Below are 16,082 nucleotides of genomic sequence, written 5' to 3' on the forward strand. Positions count from 1 at the left end.
GCCGTTGCGGCGGGCGGACGGCGAGGGGCGGTCGGGCCGGCGCGGAGGGTTAGGCTGAGGGGCTGATCCATCCCCTTCCCTGGAGCGCGTTGATGGCCGTCAATCTGGTCAATGTCGAGGCCGTCGGCAAGGTGTACGGCACCCGTACCCTGCTCGACGGCATTTCCCTCGGCGTGTCCGAGGGGGACCGGATCGGTGTCGTCGGGCGCAACGGCGACGGCAAGACGACCCTCATCCGGATGCTCGCCCGGCTGGAGGAGCCCGACACCGGTCGGGTCACCCACAACGGTGGCCTGCGGCTGGGCGTGCTCACCCAGCACGACTCGCTGGACCCCACGGCCACCATCCGGCACGAGATCATCGGTGACATGGCCGACCACGAGTGGGCCGGCAGCTCCAAGGTCCGCGATGTGCTGATCGGTCTGTTCGGCGGGCTCGACCTGCCCGGCTTCGGGCAGGGGCTGGACACCGTCATCGGCCCGCTCTCCGGTGGCGAGCGGCGGCGCATCGCGCTCGCCAAGCTGCTCATCGCCGATCAGGACCTGCTGGTCCTCGACGAGCCGACCAACCACCTCGACGTCGAGGGCATCGCCTGGCTGGCCCAGCACCTCCAGCGGCGCCGTTCCGCGCTGGTGTGCGTCACCCACGACCGTTGGTTCCTCGACCAGGTCTGCACCCGCATGTGGGACGTGCAGCGCGGTGACGTCTTCGAGTACGAGGGTGGCTACAGCGACTACGTGTTCGCCCGGGCCGAACGGGAGCGGATCGCCGCCACCGAGGAAGCCAAACGACAGAACCTGGTCCGCAAGGAGCTCGCCTGGCTGCGCCGTGGGGCGCCGGCACGAACCAGTAAGCCCCGCTTCCGGGTGGAGGCCGCGAACGCCCTGATCGCGGACGTTCCGGAGCCGCGGGACAAGGCCGAGCTGATGAAGTTCGCCAACTCGCGCCTGGGAAAGACCGTCTTCGAACTGGAGGGCGTCACCGTCCAGGCCGGCCCCAAGACGCTGCTGAGGCAGCTGACCTGGCAGCTGGGCCCGGGCGACCGGATCGGCCTGGTCGGCGTCAACGGCGCCGGCAAGACATCGCTGTTGCGCGCCCTCGCCGAGGCGGCCCGCACCCAGGGCGAGGTACAGCCCGCCGCGGGCGCCATCACCGTGGGCAAGACGGTGCGTTTGGCCTACCTGTCCCAGGAGGTCGGTGAGCTCGACCCCTCGTTGCGCGTCCTGGAGGCCGTCCAGCGGGTCCGGGACCGGGTGGACCTCGGCAAGGGGCGCGAGATGACGGCCGGTCAACTCTGCGAGCAGTTCGGCTTCTCCAAGGAGAAGCAGTGGACGCCCGTCGGCGACCTCTCTGGTGGTGAGCGCCGCCGGTTGCAGATCCTGCGCCTTTTGATGGACGAGCCGAACGTCCTCTTCCTCGACGAGCCCACCAACGACCTCGACATCGAGACCCTCACCCAGTTGGAGGACCTCCTCGACGGGTGGCCGGGCTCGCTGATCGTCATCAGCCACGACCGCTTCTTCATCGAGCGCACCACGGACACCGTGATGGCGCTGCTCGGCGACGGCGCGCTGCGGATGCTGCCGCGGGGCATCGACGAGTACCTGGACCGGCGGTTGAAGATGGTCGAGGCGGCCGTACCGGCGCCGGCGCCCGCTGCCGCGCCGGCCAAGGAGAAGACGTCCGCGGACGCGCGCGCGTCGAAGAAGGAGCTCCAGAAGATCGAGCGTCAGCTCAACAAGATCTCGGACCGGGAGACCGTTCTGCACGCCGAGATCGCGGGCAACGCGACGGACTTCGAGAAGGTCGGCAAGCTCGACGCCGAACTGCGCCAGCTGATCGCCGAGCGCGACGAGTTGGAGATGCGCTGGTTGGAGCTGGCCGAGGACGTCTGACGGCCCTGGGTGACACGGCTCGTGGCGGACCGTCACGAGCCCTGAGCCATCGGGAACTAGGGCGGACTGCTCCGTTCCGCGGGGGGTGCGGGTGATAGAAATAAGCCCCGCCCGACTGAAACAGAGCTGTGGGTCCGGTGCCCGTGTCACTCCGTCCTGGCCGGCCGAAGCCACCCGGGGCAGCGGGGGAGACCGATCGGGCATCGGGTCCGCGTGAAGAGGTATGAGCCCATTGACTCATCCACCCCACCAGCCCCCCGAGGAACCAGGCAACGCTCCCAACCCGCACCTGCGGCCTCCGCGGCTGGAGGAGAACCCCTATGCGCAGGACCCGCCGGGTCCGGCCGGTGGCTTCGGCCCGCCGCCCCCCGGTTTCGGCCCGCCCGTTTCGCACCCGCCCCACGGCCAAGTGGCCCCGCCGTCCCGACCGGCCGGTCGGGACGGCGCGCGCAGGGGGCGGACCCTGGGCCTGGTGGGGGTGGTCGTGGTCGCGGTGCTCGCCGCCGGCGGCTACCTGCTGGGTGCGGGGCGGATCGAGACCTCCGCGCCGACTGCCGCTCCGCGTACGGGGAAGGACGGGGCCGCCGCTGCCACCGGTGAGGGCAAGGCGGCGGGCCCCCGCCCGGCGGAACGCGCGCTCGATCTCGACGCGGGCCGCCAACCCGGCGAGGACCGCGCACTCTTCCTCAAGGTCAACGAGGTGGACGTGCCCGCCAGCGGCGCCGACACCAGGGGCATATGGTTCGCCGGCGACACCGTCGTCAAGGCCGTGTACAAGTCCCTGAACGGCTACGGGGCGCGGGATGGCAAGCCGCGGTGGTCGGTGCTCTTCAAGGGGGCCGTATGCGCGGTACCGCCGCAGGGCACCGCGGACGGTCGACTCGTCGTCGCCTCCAAGGACGGCACCAGCAGCCGCGCCCGCTGTAACCAACTCACCATGGTCGACCTCAGGACCGGACACACGGGATGGACCAAGGAGGTCCCCAAGGAGGGCCCCTTCGACGTGATGGCCAGCCCCTCGATGGCGATCAGCGGCGATACCGTGACCTTCAGCCGCCTCGGACCGTCCAGCGGTTTTCGGGTCAGCGACGGCGAGAAGGTGTTCGCGCACTGGAAGGCGGATTGCCTGCCCGTCGCCTATGCCGGTGGCAGCAAGCTCGTCGCCCTCCTCGGCTGCCGGGACGGCTCCGAACGGATCCAGGGCACCGACCCCGGCACCGGCAGGGGAACCTGGACCTATCGGGTACCCGGCGGCTGGTCGGTCAGTAGGGTCTACGCCGTCGACCCTGTCGTCATCGACCTGTCCCACAAGCAGCGCAAGCAGCGGGCCGTCGTCGTGCTGACCGCCGGCGGGGCGGTGCGCGCCCGGGTGGCCGGTGCGGACGACCTCCAGCCGGTCTGCGGTTACGGGCTGCTGCACCGGTCCTTGCAGAACTGCACCGGAGTCGTCGTGGACACCGCCAGCTTGTACCTGCCCACCGAGCCACGGCCGGACGTGCGGGGCCACGGCCGCAGCAACGCCGTCGTCGCCTTCGACCTTGCCACCGGCAAGGTCAGGTGGCGTGCCGAAGCGGGCCAAGGACGCCGAATCCTGCCGGTGGCCTCGTACGGCGGCACGCTGTACGCCTATCTCGAAGCCACCCACAGCCAGCCCGGCCAGGTCCTCGCCCTGGGCTCCGACGGCGGCACCGCCACCCCGGTGCTCCGGCACCCGTCGGGTACGACACAGGTCGAGGACTCCTTCGTCAGCCCGCAGTTCGCCTACGTGGACGGACGCTTCTTCCTCTCCACCACCCGTCTGCTGGGCACCGACGGAGTCGAGGAGAAGCTCCTGATGGCCTTCGGCAAGTGAGCGCCGCGCACCGAGAGGTACCCGCCCCATGAGCAACCCCCCGTCGCAGGGTCAGTCTGGCCAGTCTCCCCACGATCCCCCACCCCAGGGCGGCTTCGGCCCGCCCCTTCCCGCTCCCGGGCAGCCTGCGTACGGATACCCGCCGGAGCAGCCCGCCGGGCAGCCCGGCTACGGATACCCGCAGGTGCCGGCTGCTCCTGGCCCCTACGGATACGGCGCCGCCACGAACCCGTACGGGCAGCCACCGCCGCAGCCGTACGGGCCACCGGCCCCGACCGTGCCCGGTGGCGTGCCGGCTCCGCCACCGAGGAACGGGTCGACGCGGGCGCAACTGCTGATCGTCCTCGCTGCGGTCGTGGCCATCGCAGTGATCGTCGCCACCGGCTTCTGGCTGGTGGCCACGGATCGAGGCCAAGAAGGAGAACTCTCCCTCGGTGCGGGTGCGCGCGGCGACAGGACTCCGGCCGCCGGTGCCGAGCGCGCCCCGGTGAGCGCTCGGTCCAGGCCGTTGTTGAGCGTCGCGCATCCGAAGGTCGACGACATCGCGACGGTGAAGGGCTCCTGGCTCACCGACACCGTCTACGCGAAGACGAACCTACGGAAGATCGTCGGGTACGACCTGGACACCGGCGCGACCAAGTGGACCATCCCCCTGCCCGGTCAGGTCTGCGCGGCGACCTCACACATGAGCGGCGACCTCACGGCCATCTTGTTCGAACCCGCGAGGCGGGTCGGGGAGAACGGCTACCAGAGGTGCACCGAAGCCGGTGTCCTGGACCTCGGCGCGGGCCAACTCGTGTGGTCCCGATCGGCGCGGGGTGCCAACAGCGGGGACCAGAAGGTCGAGTTCAAGGAGATCACCGTCAGCGGGCAGACGGTCGCCGCGGGCGGCCTCCAGGGCGGCGCAGCCTGGAACCTCGCCGACGGCGCAAGCCGCTGGGTTCCCAAGAGCGATCCCGACCTCTGCTACGACCTCGGTTACGCGGGTGGCGGGTCGCTCGCCGCGCTGCGCAAGTGCGGGCGCTCCGGTAGCCAGTACCTGCTGGTGCAGAGCCTCGATCCGGTCACCGGCGCCCCCGCGTCCTCCTACAAGATGTCGCCGGGCATCGAATGGGCCAGCATCGTCTCCACCGAGCCGCTGGTCGTCGCCGCCGATCTCAACGCCGGCGGTGGGGTCAGTGACCTCTTCTCCCTCGACGCGCGGACGGGGGCGCTACGTGCCCGGATCGCCCTGACCAAGGGCAGCTACGCGCCGCGCTGCGACGCCACCGCCGTCGAGCAGTGCATGAAGATCGTGGTGGGGAACGGGCGGGTCTACCTGCCCTCCGCCGAGCACCAGGGCGGTGGCGCCTACGGCCGGACCAACGAGATCGTCTCCTTCGACCTGGCCACCGGCAAGCAGACAACCGACCGCGCGGACGCCGGCGGGGGGTTCACCATGTTCCCGTTGCGGATGGACGGACCGAACGTCATCGCCTACAAGCGACCCACCCACGCGGTCGGTGGACAGATCGTCAGCATCGACGCGTCGAGCATGCGCCAGACGGTGCTGATGAAGAATCCGGACGACGAGGCGAACCGCGCGGCGGAGAGCAGTTTCTCCGCCGACCAGGCCGAGATCCGGTACCGCGAGGGGCGCTTGTTCACCTCGGAATCGATGGTCAGCAAGCCCTACGAGGGCGCGGACAGGGAATACCTCATCGTCTCCTTCACGACGCACTGACGTCTCTTTCGGCCTTCCGGGGGCTTCTCGCCGGTAACCCCGGCGCTGCGTCGAACAAGCGTGTAGCTTGCCGGGACAAGACGGTGGGGGGCGGCGTTGGGGGCTGGATGGGTGTACGGGTCGTGGTGGTCGACGAGCACCGGCTGTTGGCCGAGGCGCTCGCGTCGGCGCTGAAACTGCGCGGGCACCGGGTGCTCGCCGCCGCGGCCCCCGCGGCCGGCGCCGCCGAACTGGTCATCAGCCGTGCTCCCGAAGTCTGCCTGCTGGGCACCGCCACCCCCGCCGAACCAGGGGTGTTCGACCCGGTGGTGCGGATCAAACGGGAGCGGGCGCAGATCGCCGTGGTGGTCCTCGGCCCGGTTCCGAACCCGCGCGGCATCGCTGCGGCCTTCGCGGCCGGAGCCTGTGGTTACGTCCGTCACGACGAGCGGATCGAAGGCGTGGAGCGGGCTCTGGTCAAGGCCCGGGCGGGCGAGGCGGCGGTGGCCCCGGGGCTGCTTCAGGGGGCTTTCACCGAGCTCCTCAACCCGGTCGCCCAGCCCGACGACGAGGGCACTCGGCTGCTGCGGTTGCTCACCCCCCGCGAGGTGGAGGTGTTGGTCCGGGTCGCTGAGGGCGAGGACACCCGGCTGATCGCCGAGGGCATGGGGATCGCGCCGAGCACGGCGCGCACCCACGTCCAACGGGTCCTGATGAAACTCGGAGTCGGATCTCGGTTGGAGGCCGCTGCGTTGGCCGCCCGTACCGGACTGCTGGAGCGCGCCGCACCGGAGCAGCAACTCCCGCAGCAGGCCAGCCCGATGGACTGAGTGCTTCCGCTTGTGTCGCCCGGTCCACCCGGCTCCGCACCCCGCTGACGGCCCGTGCGCACGGGGGTGGCACGCCTTCGTGGTCGGTCACCGGTTTCGCGGTTGCCCGCCGGACCGGTAAGAGTGTGCCCATCGACGCGCCGTCGGCACACCGCCGGCGACCGACAGCGAGAGGTGACAAGCGAGTGAGTAAGTACCTGGTCACGGGTGGAGCCGGATACGTCGGTAGCGTGGTGGCCGCCCACCTGCTGGAGGCCGGTCATCGGGTGACCGTGCTCGACGACCTCTCCACCGGCTTCCGCGAGGCCGTGCCCGCGGGCGCCGATTTCGTCGAGGGGCGCATCCAGGACGCCGCCCGCTACCTGGACGACTCCTATGACGCGGTGCTGCACTTCGCCGCCTTCTCCCAGGTCGGCGAGTCCGTAGCCAATCCGGGGAAGTACTGGGAGAACAACGTGGGCGGCACCCTTGCGCTGCTCGACGCGATGCGTGGGGCGGGGGTGCGCACGCTCGTCTTCTCCTCCACCGCAGCCACCTACGGCGAGCCCGAGACCACTCCGATCACCGAGTCCGCCCCGACTTCACCCACCAATCCCTACGGTGCCACCAAACTGGCCGTTGACCACATGATCTCTGGTGAGTGCACCGCTCACGGACTGGCCGCAGTCTCGCTGCGGTACTTCAACGTGGCTGGCGCCTACGGCAGCTACGGCGAGCGCCATCATCCCGAGTCCCATCTGATCCCGCTGGTCCTACAGGTGGCCCAGGGCACCCGCGCGTCGATCTCGGTGTACGGGGAGGACTATCCGACCGCGGACGGGACCTGCGTCCGGGACTACATCCACGTGGCCGACCTCGCTGAGGCTCACCTGCTGGCCCTGACGAAGGCCACTTCCGGTGAGCACCTCATCTGCAATCTGGGCAACGGCAGTGGTTTCTCGGTGCGCGAGGTCATCGAAACCGTCCGGAAGGTCACTGGCCGGGAGATCCCCGAGGTGGCCGCTGCACGTCGCCCCGGTGACCCCGCGGTGCTCGTTGCTTCGGCCAGGGCGGCTCAGGACCGCCTGGGCTGGGCTCCCAAGCGCTCCGACCTCGCGGGCATCATCAAGGATGCCTGGGAGTTCGCGCAGCACCGGGTGGACGGGCAGTAGGGCAGGGGCGTGCGCAGACCAGGGGCGCGCGGGGTGGGTGCAGGGTGCGCGGGCGCTGGGTGCGCATGCGCTGCGCGCTCCGCTGCGCGTGCAACTGTCCGCCGCCCCTGGCCCGCCCACTCCTCGGGGGCTCGGGCCCGCCCCGCTGAGTGGGCGGTGGTTTTCAGCCACCTTGGGTCATTGGTTGTGGACGGTTCGCGGTAACGCGCCGCATGTGCCGACGCGTTCAGCGGCCATCTTGCGCCGACCCACCCCGCAACCGAGGTGAGAACTTCTGGGATTCGGCCAACCCGTGCACCCCCCGGGCCCTACGCTGAGCCTCAACACCGGTGGGGGCCGGTGTTGATTCAGGGGTCGAGTCAGTCGGGTACGACGCCCGGGCCGGGGTAGCAGTGATGTCGCGGCGGCGGCCGTGCCTCAGCTGTTGATCTCTCCTTTCCGTTCCGGGCGCCGTACCCGCGCCGGTCCGTTCCCCGACCCATGGGGGTGTCTGTGGTTCGTATCCGGGTTCTCGTGGTGGACGATCACCGCATTTTCGCCGAGTCGCTCGCCGCGGCCCTGGCAGCCGAGCCGGACGTGGAGGTGTCCGCGGCCGGCAGTGGTCCGGCGGCCCTGCGCTGTCTGGACCGCGCTGCGGCCGAGGGGCGACGCTTCGACGTGCTGCTCGTCGACGCCGATCTGGGCATCGCCGCCACCACGGCGGCGGTGTCGGCGCGCCCACTGGGCGAGCCGGGTGGTTCGCCCCCCTTGGTGGACGGCATCACGCTGGTCGGTGGTGTGCGCACGGCCCATCCCGCCGTCCGTACGGTCGTGCTCGCCGGTCGGGACGATCCGCGGCGGGCCGCGCTGGCCCTACAGGCGGGCGCCTCCGGCTGGGTCGCCAAGGACTGTTCGCTGTCCCGGCTGCTCGCGGTGATCCGCGGAGTGTTGCGGGAGGAGACGCACCTGCCACCGGCCCTGTTGACCGGTGTCCTGCGGGAGCTCACCTCCGCACGCAAGCACCGCACGGACAGTGAGCGCCTGGTGGAGTCCTTGACCCCGCGTGAACGTGAGGTGCTCAGGTGCATGGTGGCGGGGTTGGGGCGCAAGGACGTCGCCGCGCGCTTGTTCCTGTCCCCGCACACGGTGCGCACCCATATGCAGAACGTGCTGGGCAAGCTCGGGGTGCACTCGACCCTGGCTGCCGTCGCTCTGGCCCGTCGTGCCGGGGTCAGGCCCGCTGACCTAGCCGGGGACGTTGTCGAACGGAGCGGTCAGTTGGCGTAGCAGCCCGGCGAGTTCGCCGCGTTCGGCACGGGAGAGCTGGGCCAAGATGGCCCGTTCCTGCGCCAGCAGTCCGGCCAGGGCCTGGTCGGCGCGGTCACGTCCCTCCGGCGTCAGGCGTACCAGCACTCCGCGTCGGTCGCTGGGGTCGGGGAGCCGCTCGACCAGGCCCTTCTTCGCCAGCCTGTCGATGCGGTTGGTCATGGTGCCCGAGGTGACCAGTGTCTGGGTGAGCAGTTGCCCGGGAGAGAGCTGGTAGGGGGCGCCGGCCCGACGCAGCGAAGTCAGGACGTCGAACTCCCAGGGCTCCAGATGGTGCTCGGAGAAAGCCAGCCTGCGGGCGCGGTCGAGGTGACGGGCGAGTCGGCTGACCCGGCTGAGCACTTCGAGTGGTTCCACGTCGAGGTCAGGGCGTTCGCGCCGCCATGCCGCGACCAGTCGGTCGACCTCGTCCTCCATATCGATCAGTGTAAGGGGTCTGTCGATATGAAGTCTCTTGAAGTAGTGCATCTCGATATCAAGCTTCTTGATATCGAGATATAATTGTCGGGACCGTGGGGCATGGACCGGGCCGGAACCGCTTCCTCAATCCCCGCGGCTCCAGCAAGGAGGCTCGAACATGCATTCCGATACGGCGCCCTCCGCGCACACCGGCACGGAATCCGCCGCCCCGGTGTGGGACCCCCGCCAGTATCTGCGCCACTCCGAACTCCGGACGCGGCCCTTCCTGGACCTGCTCGCCCGGATACCTGAACTGCCCGGGGTCAGCCGCCCGCCCCGCATCGCGGACCTCGGATGCGGCCCTGGAAACGTCACCGCCCTGCTCGCCGAGCGCTGGCCCACCTCGCACATCACCGGGTTCGATCTCTCCCCGCACATGCTCCAGCGGGCCCGCGCGGACTACGAGGGGCCGACGGCAGGCGGCGGACACCTCGACTTCCGCGCCGCCGACCTGGGGCGCTGGCAGCCCGAAGAGACTTACGACCTGATCGTTTCCAATGCCGCCCTCCAGTGGGTGCCGGGCCACTCGAAGCGCTTCCCCGCCTGGGTGGAGTCGCTCAATCCCGGCGGCACCCTGGCCTTCCAGATTCCCGGGAACTTCACGGCCCCCAGCCACGGACTCCTCGCCACCCTGTGCGAGTCGCCGCGCTGGCGCGGGCGGCTCTCCGGGCAAGGCACCCGCTTCGTCCACATCCTGGACCCGGCCGAATACCTCCTGCGCCTGACCGCCCTCGGCTGTGCCGTCGATTCGTGGGAAACCACCTACTGTCAGCTCCTGCACGGCCCCGACCCGGTCCTGGACTGGGTCAAGGGCACGGCCCTGCGCCCCGTACTGACCGCCCTGGAGGACGACCCTGAAGCCGCGGCGGAATTCCTCGGCCAGTACCGGGACGCCCTGCGCGGGGCCTACCCGTCCGGTCCGCACGGCACCGTCTTCCCGTTCCGTCGGATCTTCGCTGTCGCCCGTAAGGAGGCCTGAGCGCGTGCTGACCGGCATCGACCACGTGCAGCTCGCCGCGCCGGCGGGTTCCGAGGGCCTGCTCCGCGCCTTCTACGGCGAGGTCCTCAAGATGGCCGAGGTGCCAAAGCCCCCGGCGCTCGCGGCTCGCGGTGGCTGCTGGTTCCAGGCCGGTCCAGTCCAGTTGCACCTGGGTGTCGAGGCGGCCTTCACGCCGGCAACCGAGGCCCACCCCGGCCTTCGGGTGCGGGGGACAGAGGCCTACGAGGCTCGGCTGGCGGCCTCCGGCGCCCCAGTCCGGTGGGACCGCGAGCTCCCCGGCCACCGGCGCTTGTTCTCGCAGGATCCCGTCGGCAACCGCCTGGAGTTCCTGGAACCGACCCCCTGAGAACCGTCCGCGCCGCAGGCCGCCACGAGGGCGGCGGAGCGAAGGGGCGCTCCCCGTCACCGGCGTCGGTGACGGGGAGCGCCCCTTCGGCACCGCGTTCTCAGAACGGCGACTCAGCTCTTGCGGTGGCCCACCAGCCGGGGCTTGGACTCCAGGCCGTCCAGGCCGTGCCAGGCCAAGTTCACCAGGTGCGCCGCGACCTCCGCCTTCTTCGGTCGCCGCACGTCCAGCCACCACTGGCCGGTCAGCGCGACCATCCCCACCAGCGCCTGCGCGTACAGCGGGGCCAACTTCGCATCGAAGCCCCGAGCCTTGAACTCCAGGCCGAGGATGTCCTCCACCTGCGTCGCGATGTCGCTGATCAGCGAAGCGAAGGTGCCGGTGGACTGGGCCACCGGAGAGTCGCGCACCAGGATGCGGAAACCGTCGGTATAGGACTCGATGTAGTCCAGGAGCGCGAACGCGGCCTGCTCCAGCAGCTCTCGTGGGTGGCCGGCGGTCAGAGCCCCGGTCACCATGTCCAGGAGCGCGCGCATCTCGCGGTCCACCACGACTGCGTACAAGCCTTCCTTGCCGCCGAAGTGCTCGTAGACCACCGGTTTGGAAACCCCGGCCTTCGCCGCGATCTCCTCCACCGACGTGCCCTCGAAACCCTTCTCGGCGAACAGGGTGCGACCGATGTCCAGCAGTTGCTGCCGCCGCTCCGCACCGGTCATCCGGACCCTGCGGCCACGCCGGGGCTTGTCCGCGCTGGAAATACTGCCGTCGATCGCCACGTGGTCCATCATGCCGCGTTCGCGACGTTCTCCTTGCGCCGGGCATCGATGCGCGCCCGGCTGGGCCAGCGCACGTCACTGGCCCAGCCCGCCTTCTCGAACCATCGGATCAGCCGTGCGCTGGAGTCGACCTGCCCGCGCAGGACGCCGTGTCGGGCCGAGGTCGGGTCGGCGTGGTGCAGGTTGTGCCAGGACTCGCCGCACGAGAGGACCGCCAGCCACCAGACGTTGCCGGAGCGGTCGCGGGACTTGAAGGGGCGCTTGCCCACCGCGTGGCAGATCGAGTTGATCGACCAGGTCACGTGGTGCAGCAACGCCACCCGCACCAGGGAGCCCCAGAAGAACGCGGTGAACGCGCCCCACCAGGACATCGTCACCAGTCCGCCGACCAACGGCGGGATCGCCAGCGAAAGCATCGTCCAGAAGACGAAGTGCCGGGAGATCCGGCGGATCGCAGGGTCCTTGATCAGGTCGGGTGCGTACTTCTCCTGTGAGGTCTGCTCCTCGTCGAACAGCCAGCCGATGTGCGCCCACCACAGGCCCTTCAGGAGGGCCGGGAGGGTCTCGCCGAACCGCCAGGGCGAGTGGGGGTCGCCTTCGTGGTCGGAGAACTTGTGGTGCTTGCGGTGGTCGGCCACCCAGCGCACCAGCGGGCCCTCCACGGCCATCGAGCCGGCCACGGCCAAGGCGATCCGCAGGGGCCGCTTGGCCTTGAAGGAGCCGTGGGTGAAGTACCGGTGGAAGCCGATCGTGATGCCGTGGCAGGCCAGGAAGTACATGAAGACCATCAGGCCGAGGTCAAGCCAGCTGATCCCCCACCCCCAGGCCAGCGGAATCGCCGCGAGGAGTGCCACAAAGGGCACGGTGATGAAGAGCAGCAGCGCGATCTGCTCCACAGAACGCTTGTTCTCGCCGCCCAGCGTCGCGGACGGCATCGTGCGCTCCGTCCCCTCCTGGGTCTCTTGTAGGACGTCGGGGCTGAGGGTCATGGGGGTCCCCTGGAGGGTGAGGAAACGGCAGGCGCCGGATGGCGGGTCGCCCTGGATACGGACCCGTAACTTACGGCATCGTAAGTATGGCAGCGGCCCCTCCGGGGGCAAGAGGGCGAGTCGGCTACCGGCCCACCGATATCCTGTGCGCGTCGGACAGCGCGGTCCGCGCGGGTAACCCGGGGCTGCAACAGCAGCCTTCCCAGCCGCACGCTCCCCGGAACCCACTCCCAGTAGCGCTCGAAACACTGCAAGGAGCCGCACCTGTGAGCAGTGCCGACCAGACCTCCACCACGAATTCGGCGACCGCCGGCGCAGAGCTGCGCGCGGACATCCGCCGATTGGGCGACCTCCTGGGCGAGACCCTGGTGCGCCAGGAAGGCCCAGACCTCCTCGACCTCGTCGAACGCGTACGCGCCCTCACCCGAACCGACGGTGAGGCCGCCGCCGCCCTCCTAGGCGACACCGACCTGGAGACCGCCGCCAAGCTGGTGCGCGCCTTCTCCACCTACTTCCACCTCGCCAACGTCACCGAGCAGGTGCACCGCGGCAAGGAGATGCGTGAGCGCCGCGCAGCCGAGGGCGGCCTCCTGGCCCGCACCGCGGACATGCTCAAGGACGCCGACCCCGAGCACCTGCGGGAGACGGTCGCCCACCTGAACGTGCGTCCCGTCTTCACGGCGCACCCCACCGAGGCGGCTCGCCGCAGCGTGCTCACCAAGCTCCGCCGTATCGCCGCCCTGCTGGAGACCCCGGTCGAGGGGGTCGGCGACCGTCGACGCCATGACCTGAGGCTCGCCGAGAACATCGACCTCGTCTGGCAGACCGACGAGCTGCGCGTCGTGCGGCCCGAGCCGGCCGACGAGGCACGCAACGCCATCTACTACCTCGACGAGCTGCACGCCGGTGCTGTCGGGGACGTGCTGGAGGATCTCGCCGCCGAGCTCCAGCGGGTCGGTGTCGAACTGCCGCCCGGGACCCGCCCGCTCACCTTCGGCACCTGGATCGGCGGCGACCGGGACGGCAATCCCAATGTCACTCCCCAGGTCACCAAGGACGTGCTGATCCTCCAGCACGAGCACGGCATCACCGACGCCCTCGACCTCGTCGACCACCTGCGTGGGCTGCTGTCCAACTCCATCCGTTACGCCGGCGCCACCGAGGAACTGCTCGCCAGCCTCCAGAGCGACCTCGAACGGCTCCCCGAGATCAGCCCCCGCTACAAGCGGCTCAACGCTGAGGAGCCCTACCGGCTCAAGGCCACCTGCGTCCGACAGAAGCTGGTCAACACCCGGGAGCGGCTGGCCAAGGGCACCCCCCACGAGGACGGCCGGGACTACCTGGGCACCTCGGAGCTGCTGACCGACCTCACCTTGATCCAGACCTCGCTGCGCGAGCACCGTGGCGGCCTGTTCGCCGACGGCCACATGGACCGCACCATCCGTACCCTGGCGGCCTTCGGCCTCCAGCTGGCCACGATGGACGTCCGGGAGCACGCCGACGCACACCATCACGCCCTGGGTCAGCTCTTCGACCGGCTCGGCGAGGAGTCCTGGCGTTACGCGGACATGCCGCGCGACTACCGGCAGAAGCTCCTCGCCAAGGAACTGCGCTCGCGCCGACCGCTCGCACCCACCCCGGCTCCGCTGGACGCCGCGGGGCACAAGACGCTCGGGGTCTTCCACGCCATCAAGGACGCCTTCGACCGGTTCGGCCCCGAAGTCATCGAGTCGTACATCATTTCGATGTGCCAGGGCGCCGATGACGTGTTCGCCGCCGCGGTCCTCGCCCGCGAGGCCGGTCTCCTCGATCTGCACGCCGGCTGGGCCAAGATCGGCATCGTCCCCTTGCTGGAGACCACGGACGAGCTGCGGGCCGCCGACGTCATCCTCGACGAGATGCTCGCCGACCCCTCCTACCGGCGTCTGGTCTCGCTCCGTGGCGATGTACAGGAGGTCATGCTCGGGTACTCCGACTCTTCGAAGTTCGGCGGAATCACCACGAGCCAGTGGGAGATCCACCGGGCCCAGCGTCGACTGCGTGACGTCGCGCACCGCTACGGCGTGCGGTTGCGTCTCTTCCACGGCCGCGGCGGCACCGTGGGCCGTGGCGGTGGTCCTTCGCACGACGCGATCCTGGCTCAGCCCTGGGGCACCCTGGACGGGGAGATCAAGGTCACCGAACAGGGCGAGGTCATCTCCGACAAGTACCTCGTGCCCTCGCTGGCCCGGGAGAACCTCGAACTGACGGTGGCCGCCACCCTCCAGGCGTCCGCCCTGCACACCGCCCCCCGGCAGTCGGACGAGTCGCTGACCCGCTGGGACGCGGCCATGGACATCGTCTCGGACGCGGCCCACGGCGCCTACCGGCGTCTGGTGGAGGACCCCGACCTGCCCGCGTACTTCTTCGCGGCCACCCCGGTGGACCAGCTCGCCGACCTCCACCTGGGCTCCCGGCCCTCCCGTCGTCCGGACAGCGGCGCCGGGCTGGACGGTCTGCGGGCCATCCCGTGGGTGTTCGGCTGGACCCAGTCCCGGCAGATCGTCCCCGGCTGGTTCGGTGTGGGATCGGGGCTCAAGGCGCTGCGGGAAGCCGGTCAGGACGACGCCCTCGCCGAGATGCAGGAGCGTTGGCACTTCTTCCGCAACTTCCTGTCCAACGTCGAGATGACCCTGGCCAAGACGGACCTGCGGATCGCGCGGCACTACGTGGACACCCTGGTCCCCGACGAGTTGCGGCACGTCTTCGAGACCATCGAGGCCGAGCACGAGCTCACCGTGCGCGAGGTCCTGCGCATCACCGGCGGGGAGCAGCTGCTGGACTCCAACCCGGTCCTCCAGCAGACCTTCGCCGTGCGGGACGCCTACCTGGACCCGATCTCCTACCTCCAGGTCACCCTGCTGGCCCGCCAACGGGCCGCCGCCGAGCGCGGCGAACCGGCTGACCCGCTGCTCGCCCGTGCCCTGCTGCTGACGGTCAACGGAGTCGCAGCCGGACTGCGCAACACCGGCTGAGCCCGAACACACGGCAGCCGAAGGCCCCTTGGACCCGCCGAGCGCGTGGGTCCAAGGGGCCTTCGGCGATCGCGCCGGCGGACCGTGCCCGGCCAGTCAGGAGTTGTACGTGGACTGGGCGCGCTCCAGCCCCTCCAGGACCAGGCACTCCACCGCATCGGCGGCGCGGTCCACGAAGTAGTCCAGTTCCTTGCGTTCGGCCGAGGAGAAGTCCTTGAGGACGAAGTCGGCGACCTGCATCCGACCGGGTGGGCGACCGATCCCGAAGCGCAGCCGGTGGTAGTCGGACCCCATTGCCTTCGTCATGGACTTGAGGCCGTTGTGGCCGTTGTCCCCGCCGCCCAGTTTCAGGCGCAGCACCCCGTGGTCGATGTCCAGTTCGTCGTGCACCGCCACGATCCGCTCCGTCGGGACCTTGTAGAAGTCCCTCAGCGCCGTCACCGGGCCGCCCGACAGGTTCATGTACGACTGCGGCTTGGCCAGCACGATCCGCCGGTTCGCGGGCCCGGGTGGGCCGATGCGACCTTCCACGACCTGCGCCCGCGCCTTGTGCGCCTTGAACCGGCCGCCGACGCGCTGGGCCAGCAGGTCCACGACCATGAAGCCCACGTTGTGCCGGTGTCCGGCGTACTCGGGCCCCGGGTTGCCCAGACCCACGATCAGCCAGGGGCTCGACTCGTCCGACATCGAAAAGCTCCTTCACGAAGGACGACCGCCGTCCCGCTCCAGTGGAGCGGGACGGCGGTCGGTCAGCAACTGGTGG

Annotated in this window: 13 protein-coding genes; 9 read left to right on the forward strand and 4 right to left on the reverse strand. The window is 70.2% G+C overall.

What is annotated here, in order from left to right; genetic code table 11:
* The first annotated feature begins 92 nt into the window (after positions 1–92).
* The 6 genes from ACFYMC_RS14190 (at position 93) to ACFYMC_RS14215 (ending at position 8,696) form a co-directional block, all read left to right on the forward strand.
* Positions 93–1,895 (forward strand): ABC-F family ATP-binding cassette domain-containing protein, encoded by a 1,803-nt coding sequence (locus tag ACFYMC_RS14190; protein ID WP_388523752.1) that lies wholly within the window; start codon positions 93–95, stop codon positions 1,893–1,895.
* 223 nt (positions 1,896–2,118) lie between these two features.
* Positions 2,119–3,747 (forward strand): PQQ-binding-like beta-propeller repeat protein, encoded by a 1,629-nt coding sequence (locus ACFYMC_RS14195; protein WP_388523754.1) that lies wholly within the window; start codon positions 2,119–2,121, stop codon positions 3,745–3,747.
* A 28-nt stretch (positions 3,748–3,775) separates the two neighbouring features.
* Positions 3,776–5,470, forward strand: a complete 1,695-nt coding sequence (locus ACFYMC_RS14200; protein WP_388523757.1) for a hypothetical protein — start codon at positions 3,776–3,778, stop codon at positions 5,468–5,470.
* Between the two features lie 107 nt (positions 5,471–5,577).
* Positions 5,578–6,279, forward strand: coding sequence for a response regulator transcription factor (locus ACFYMC_RS14205; protein ID WP_388523760.1), 702 nt, complete (start codon positions 5,578–5,580; stop codon positions 6,277–6,279).
* A 185-nt stretch (positions 6,280–6,464) separates the two neighbouring features.
* Entirely contained in the window at positions 6,465–7,430 is a 966-nt protein-coding gene (galE, locus tag ACFYMC_RS14210; RefSeq protein WP_388523763.1) for a UDP-glucose 4-epimerase GalE, read from the forward strand.
* 492 nt (positions 7,431–7,922) lie between these two features.
* Positions 7,923–8,696: a LuxR C-terminal-related transcriptional regulator gene (locus tag ACFYMC_RS14215; protein ID WP_388523765.1), complete on the forward strand. Its 774-nt coding sequence runs from the start codon at positions 7,923–7,925 to the stop codon at positions 8,694–8,696.
* Here the strand turns inward: ACFYMC_RS14215 and ACFYMC_RS14220 are convergent.
* Positions 8,655–9,152 (reverse strand): MarR family winged helix-turn-helix transcriptional regulator, encoded by a 498-nt coding sequence (locus ACFYMC_RS14220; RefSeq protein ID WP_388523768.1) that lies wholly within the window; start codon positions 9,150–9,152, stop codon positions 8,655–8,657. The genes ACFYMC_RS14215 and ACFYMC_RS14220 overlap by 42 nt on opposite strands.
* A 160-nt stretch (positions 9,153–9,312) precedes the next feature.
* Here ACFYMC_RS14220 and ACFYMC_RS14225 point away from each other — a divergent pair, with 160 nt between their 5' ends.
* Together ACFYMC_RS14225 and ACFYMC_RS14230 are read left to right on the forward strand one after the other, a co-directional pair.
* Positions 9,313–10,173: a trans-aconitate 2-methyltransferase gene (locus tag ACFYMC_RS14225; protein WP_388523771.1), complete on the forward strand. Its 861-nt coding sequence runs from the start codon at positions 9,313–9,315 to the stop codon at positions 10,171–10,173.
* 4 nt (positions 10,174–10,177) lie between these two features.
* Positions 10,178–10,540 carry a VOC family protein gene (locus ACFYMC_RS14230; RefSeq protein WP_388523774.1) on the forward strand — a complete coding sequence of 121 codons (363 nt, stop codon included), beginning with the start codon at positions 10,178–10,180 and terminating at the stop codon, positions 10,538–10,540.
* Positions 10,541–10,653: 113 nt separating this feature from the next.
* Here ACFYMC_RS14230 and ACFYMC_RS14235 read toward each other — a convergent pair whose 3' ends face one another.
* Entirely contained in the window at positions 10,654–11,328 is a 675-nt protein-coding gene (locus tag ACFYMC_RS14235; RefSeq protein ID WP_388523776.1) for a TetR family transcriptional regulator, read from the reverse strand.
* A complete protein-coding gene (locus tag ACFYMC_RS14240; RefSeq protein ID WP_388523778.1) occupies positions 11,325–12,305 on the reverse strand; it encodes an acyl-CoA desaturase in 981 nt (326 codons plus the stop codon). Before ACFYMC_RS14240 ends, ACFYMC_RS14235 begins: the two co-directional genes overlap by 4 nt.
* Positions 12,306–12,571: 266 nt before the next feature.
* Here ACFYMC_RS14240 and ppc point away from each other — a divergent pair, with 266 nt between their 5' ends.
* Complete coding sequence (ppc, locus tag ACFYMC_RS14245; RefSeq protein WP_388523781.1) at positions 12,572–15,319, forward strand: phosphoenolpyruvate carboxylase; 2,748 nt, start codon at positions 12,572–12,574, stop codon at positions 15,317–15,319.
* A gap of 96 nt (positions 15,320–15,415) precedes the next feature.
* On the opposite strand, the gene pth is transcribed toward ppc, so the two are convergent.
* On the reverse strand, positions 15,416–16,006 hold the full coding sequence (pth, locus tag ACFYMC_RS14250) for an aminoacyl-tRNA hydrolase (protein ID WP_388523784.1): 591 nt from the start codon (positions 16,004–16,006) through the stop codon (positions 15,416–15,418).
* Positions 16,007–16,082 lie beyond the last annotated feature (76 nt).

The organism is Streptomyces sp. NPDC006879, assembly GCF_042869595.1.
Lineage (GTDB): Bacteria > Actinomycetota > Actinomycetes > Streptomycetales > Streptomycetaceae > Streptomyces.

Excerpts from the sequence above, each read along its gene's own strand:
- ACFYMC_RS14190 (WP_388523752.1), top strand. The coding sequence starts at position 93 with ATGGCCGTCAATCTGGTCAATGTCGAGGCCGTCGGCAAGGTGTACGGC.
- ACFYMC_RS14195 (WP_388523754.1), top strand. The coding sequence starts at position 2,119 with ATGAGCCCATTGACTCATCCACCCCACCAGCCCCCCGAGGAACCAGGC.
- ACFYMC_RS14200 (WP_388523757.1), top strand. The coding sequence starts at position 3,776 with ATGAGCAACCCCCCGTCGCAGGGTCAGTCTGGCCAGTCTCCCCACGAT.
- ACFYMC_RS14205 (WP_388523760.1), top strand. The coding sequence starts at position 5,578 with ATGGGTGTACGGGTCGTGGTGGTCGACGAGCACCGGCTGTTGGCCGAG.
- ACFYMC_RS14220 (WP_388523768.1), bottom strand. The coding sequence starts at position 9,152 with ATGGAGGACGAGGTCGACCGACTGGTCGCGGCATGGCGGCGCGAACGC.
- ACFYMC_RS14225 (WP_388523771.1), top strand. The coding sequence starts at position 9,313 with ATGCATTCCGATACGGCGCCCTCCGCGCACACCGGCACGGAATCCGCC.
- ACFYMC_RS14235 (WP_388523776.1), bottom strand. The coding sequence starts at position 11,328 with ATGATGGACCACGTGGCGATCGACGGCAGTATTTCCAGCGCGGACAAG.
- ACFYMC_RS14240 (WP_388523778.1), bottom strand. The coding sequence starts at position 12,305 with ATGACCCTCAGCCCCGACGTCCTACAAGAGACCCAGGAGGGGACGGAG.
- pth (WP_388523784.1), bottom strand. The coding sequence starts at position 16,006 with ATGTCGGACGAGTCGAGCCCCTGGCTGATCGTGGGTCTGGGCAACCCG.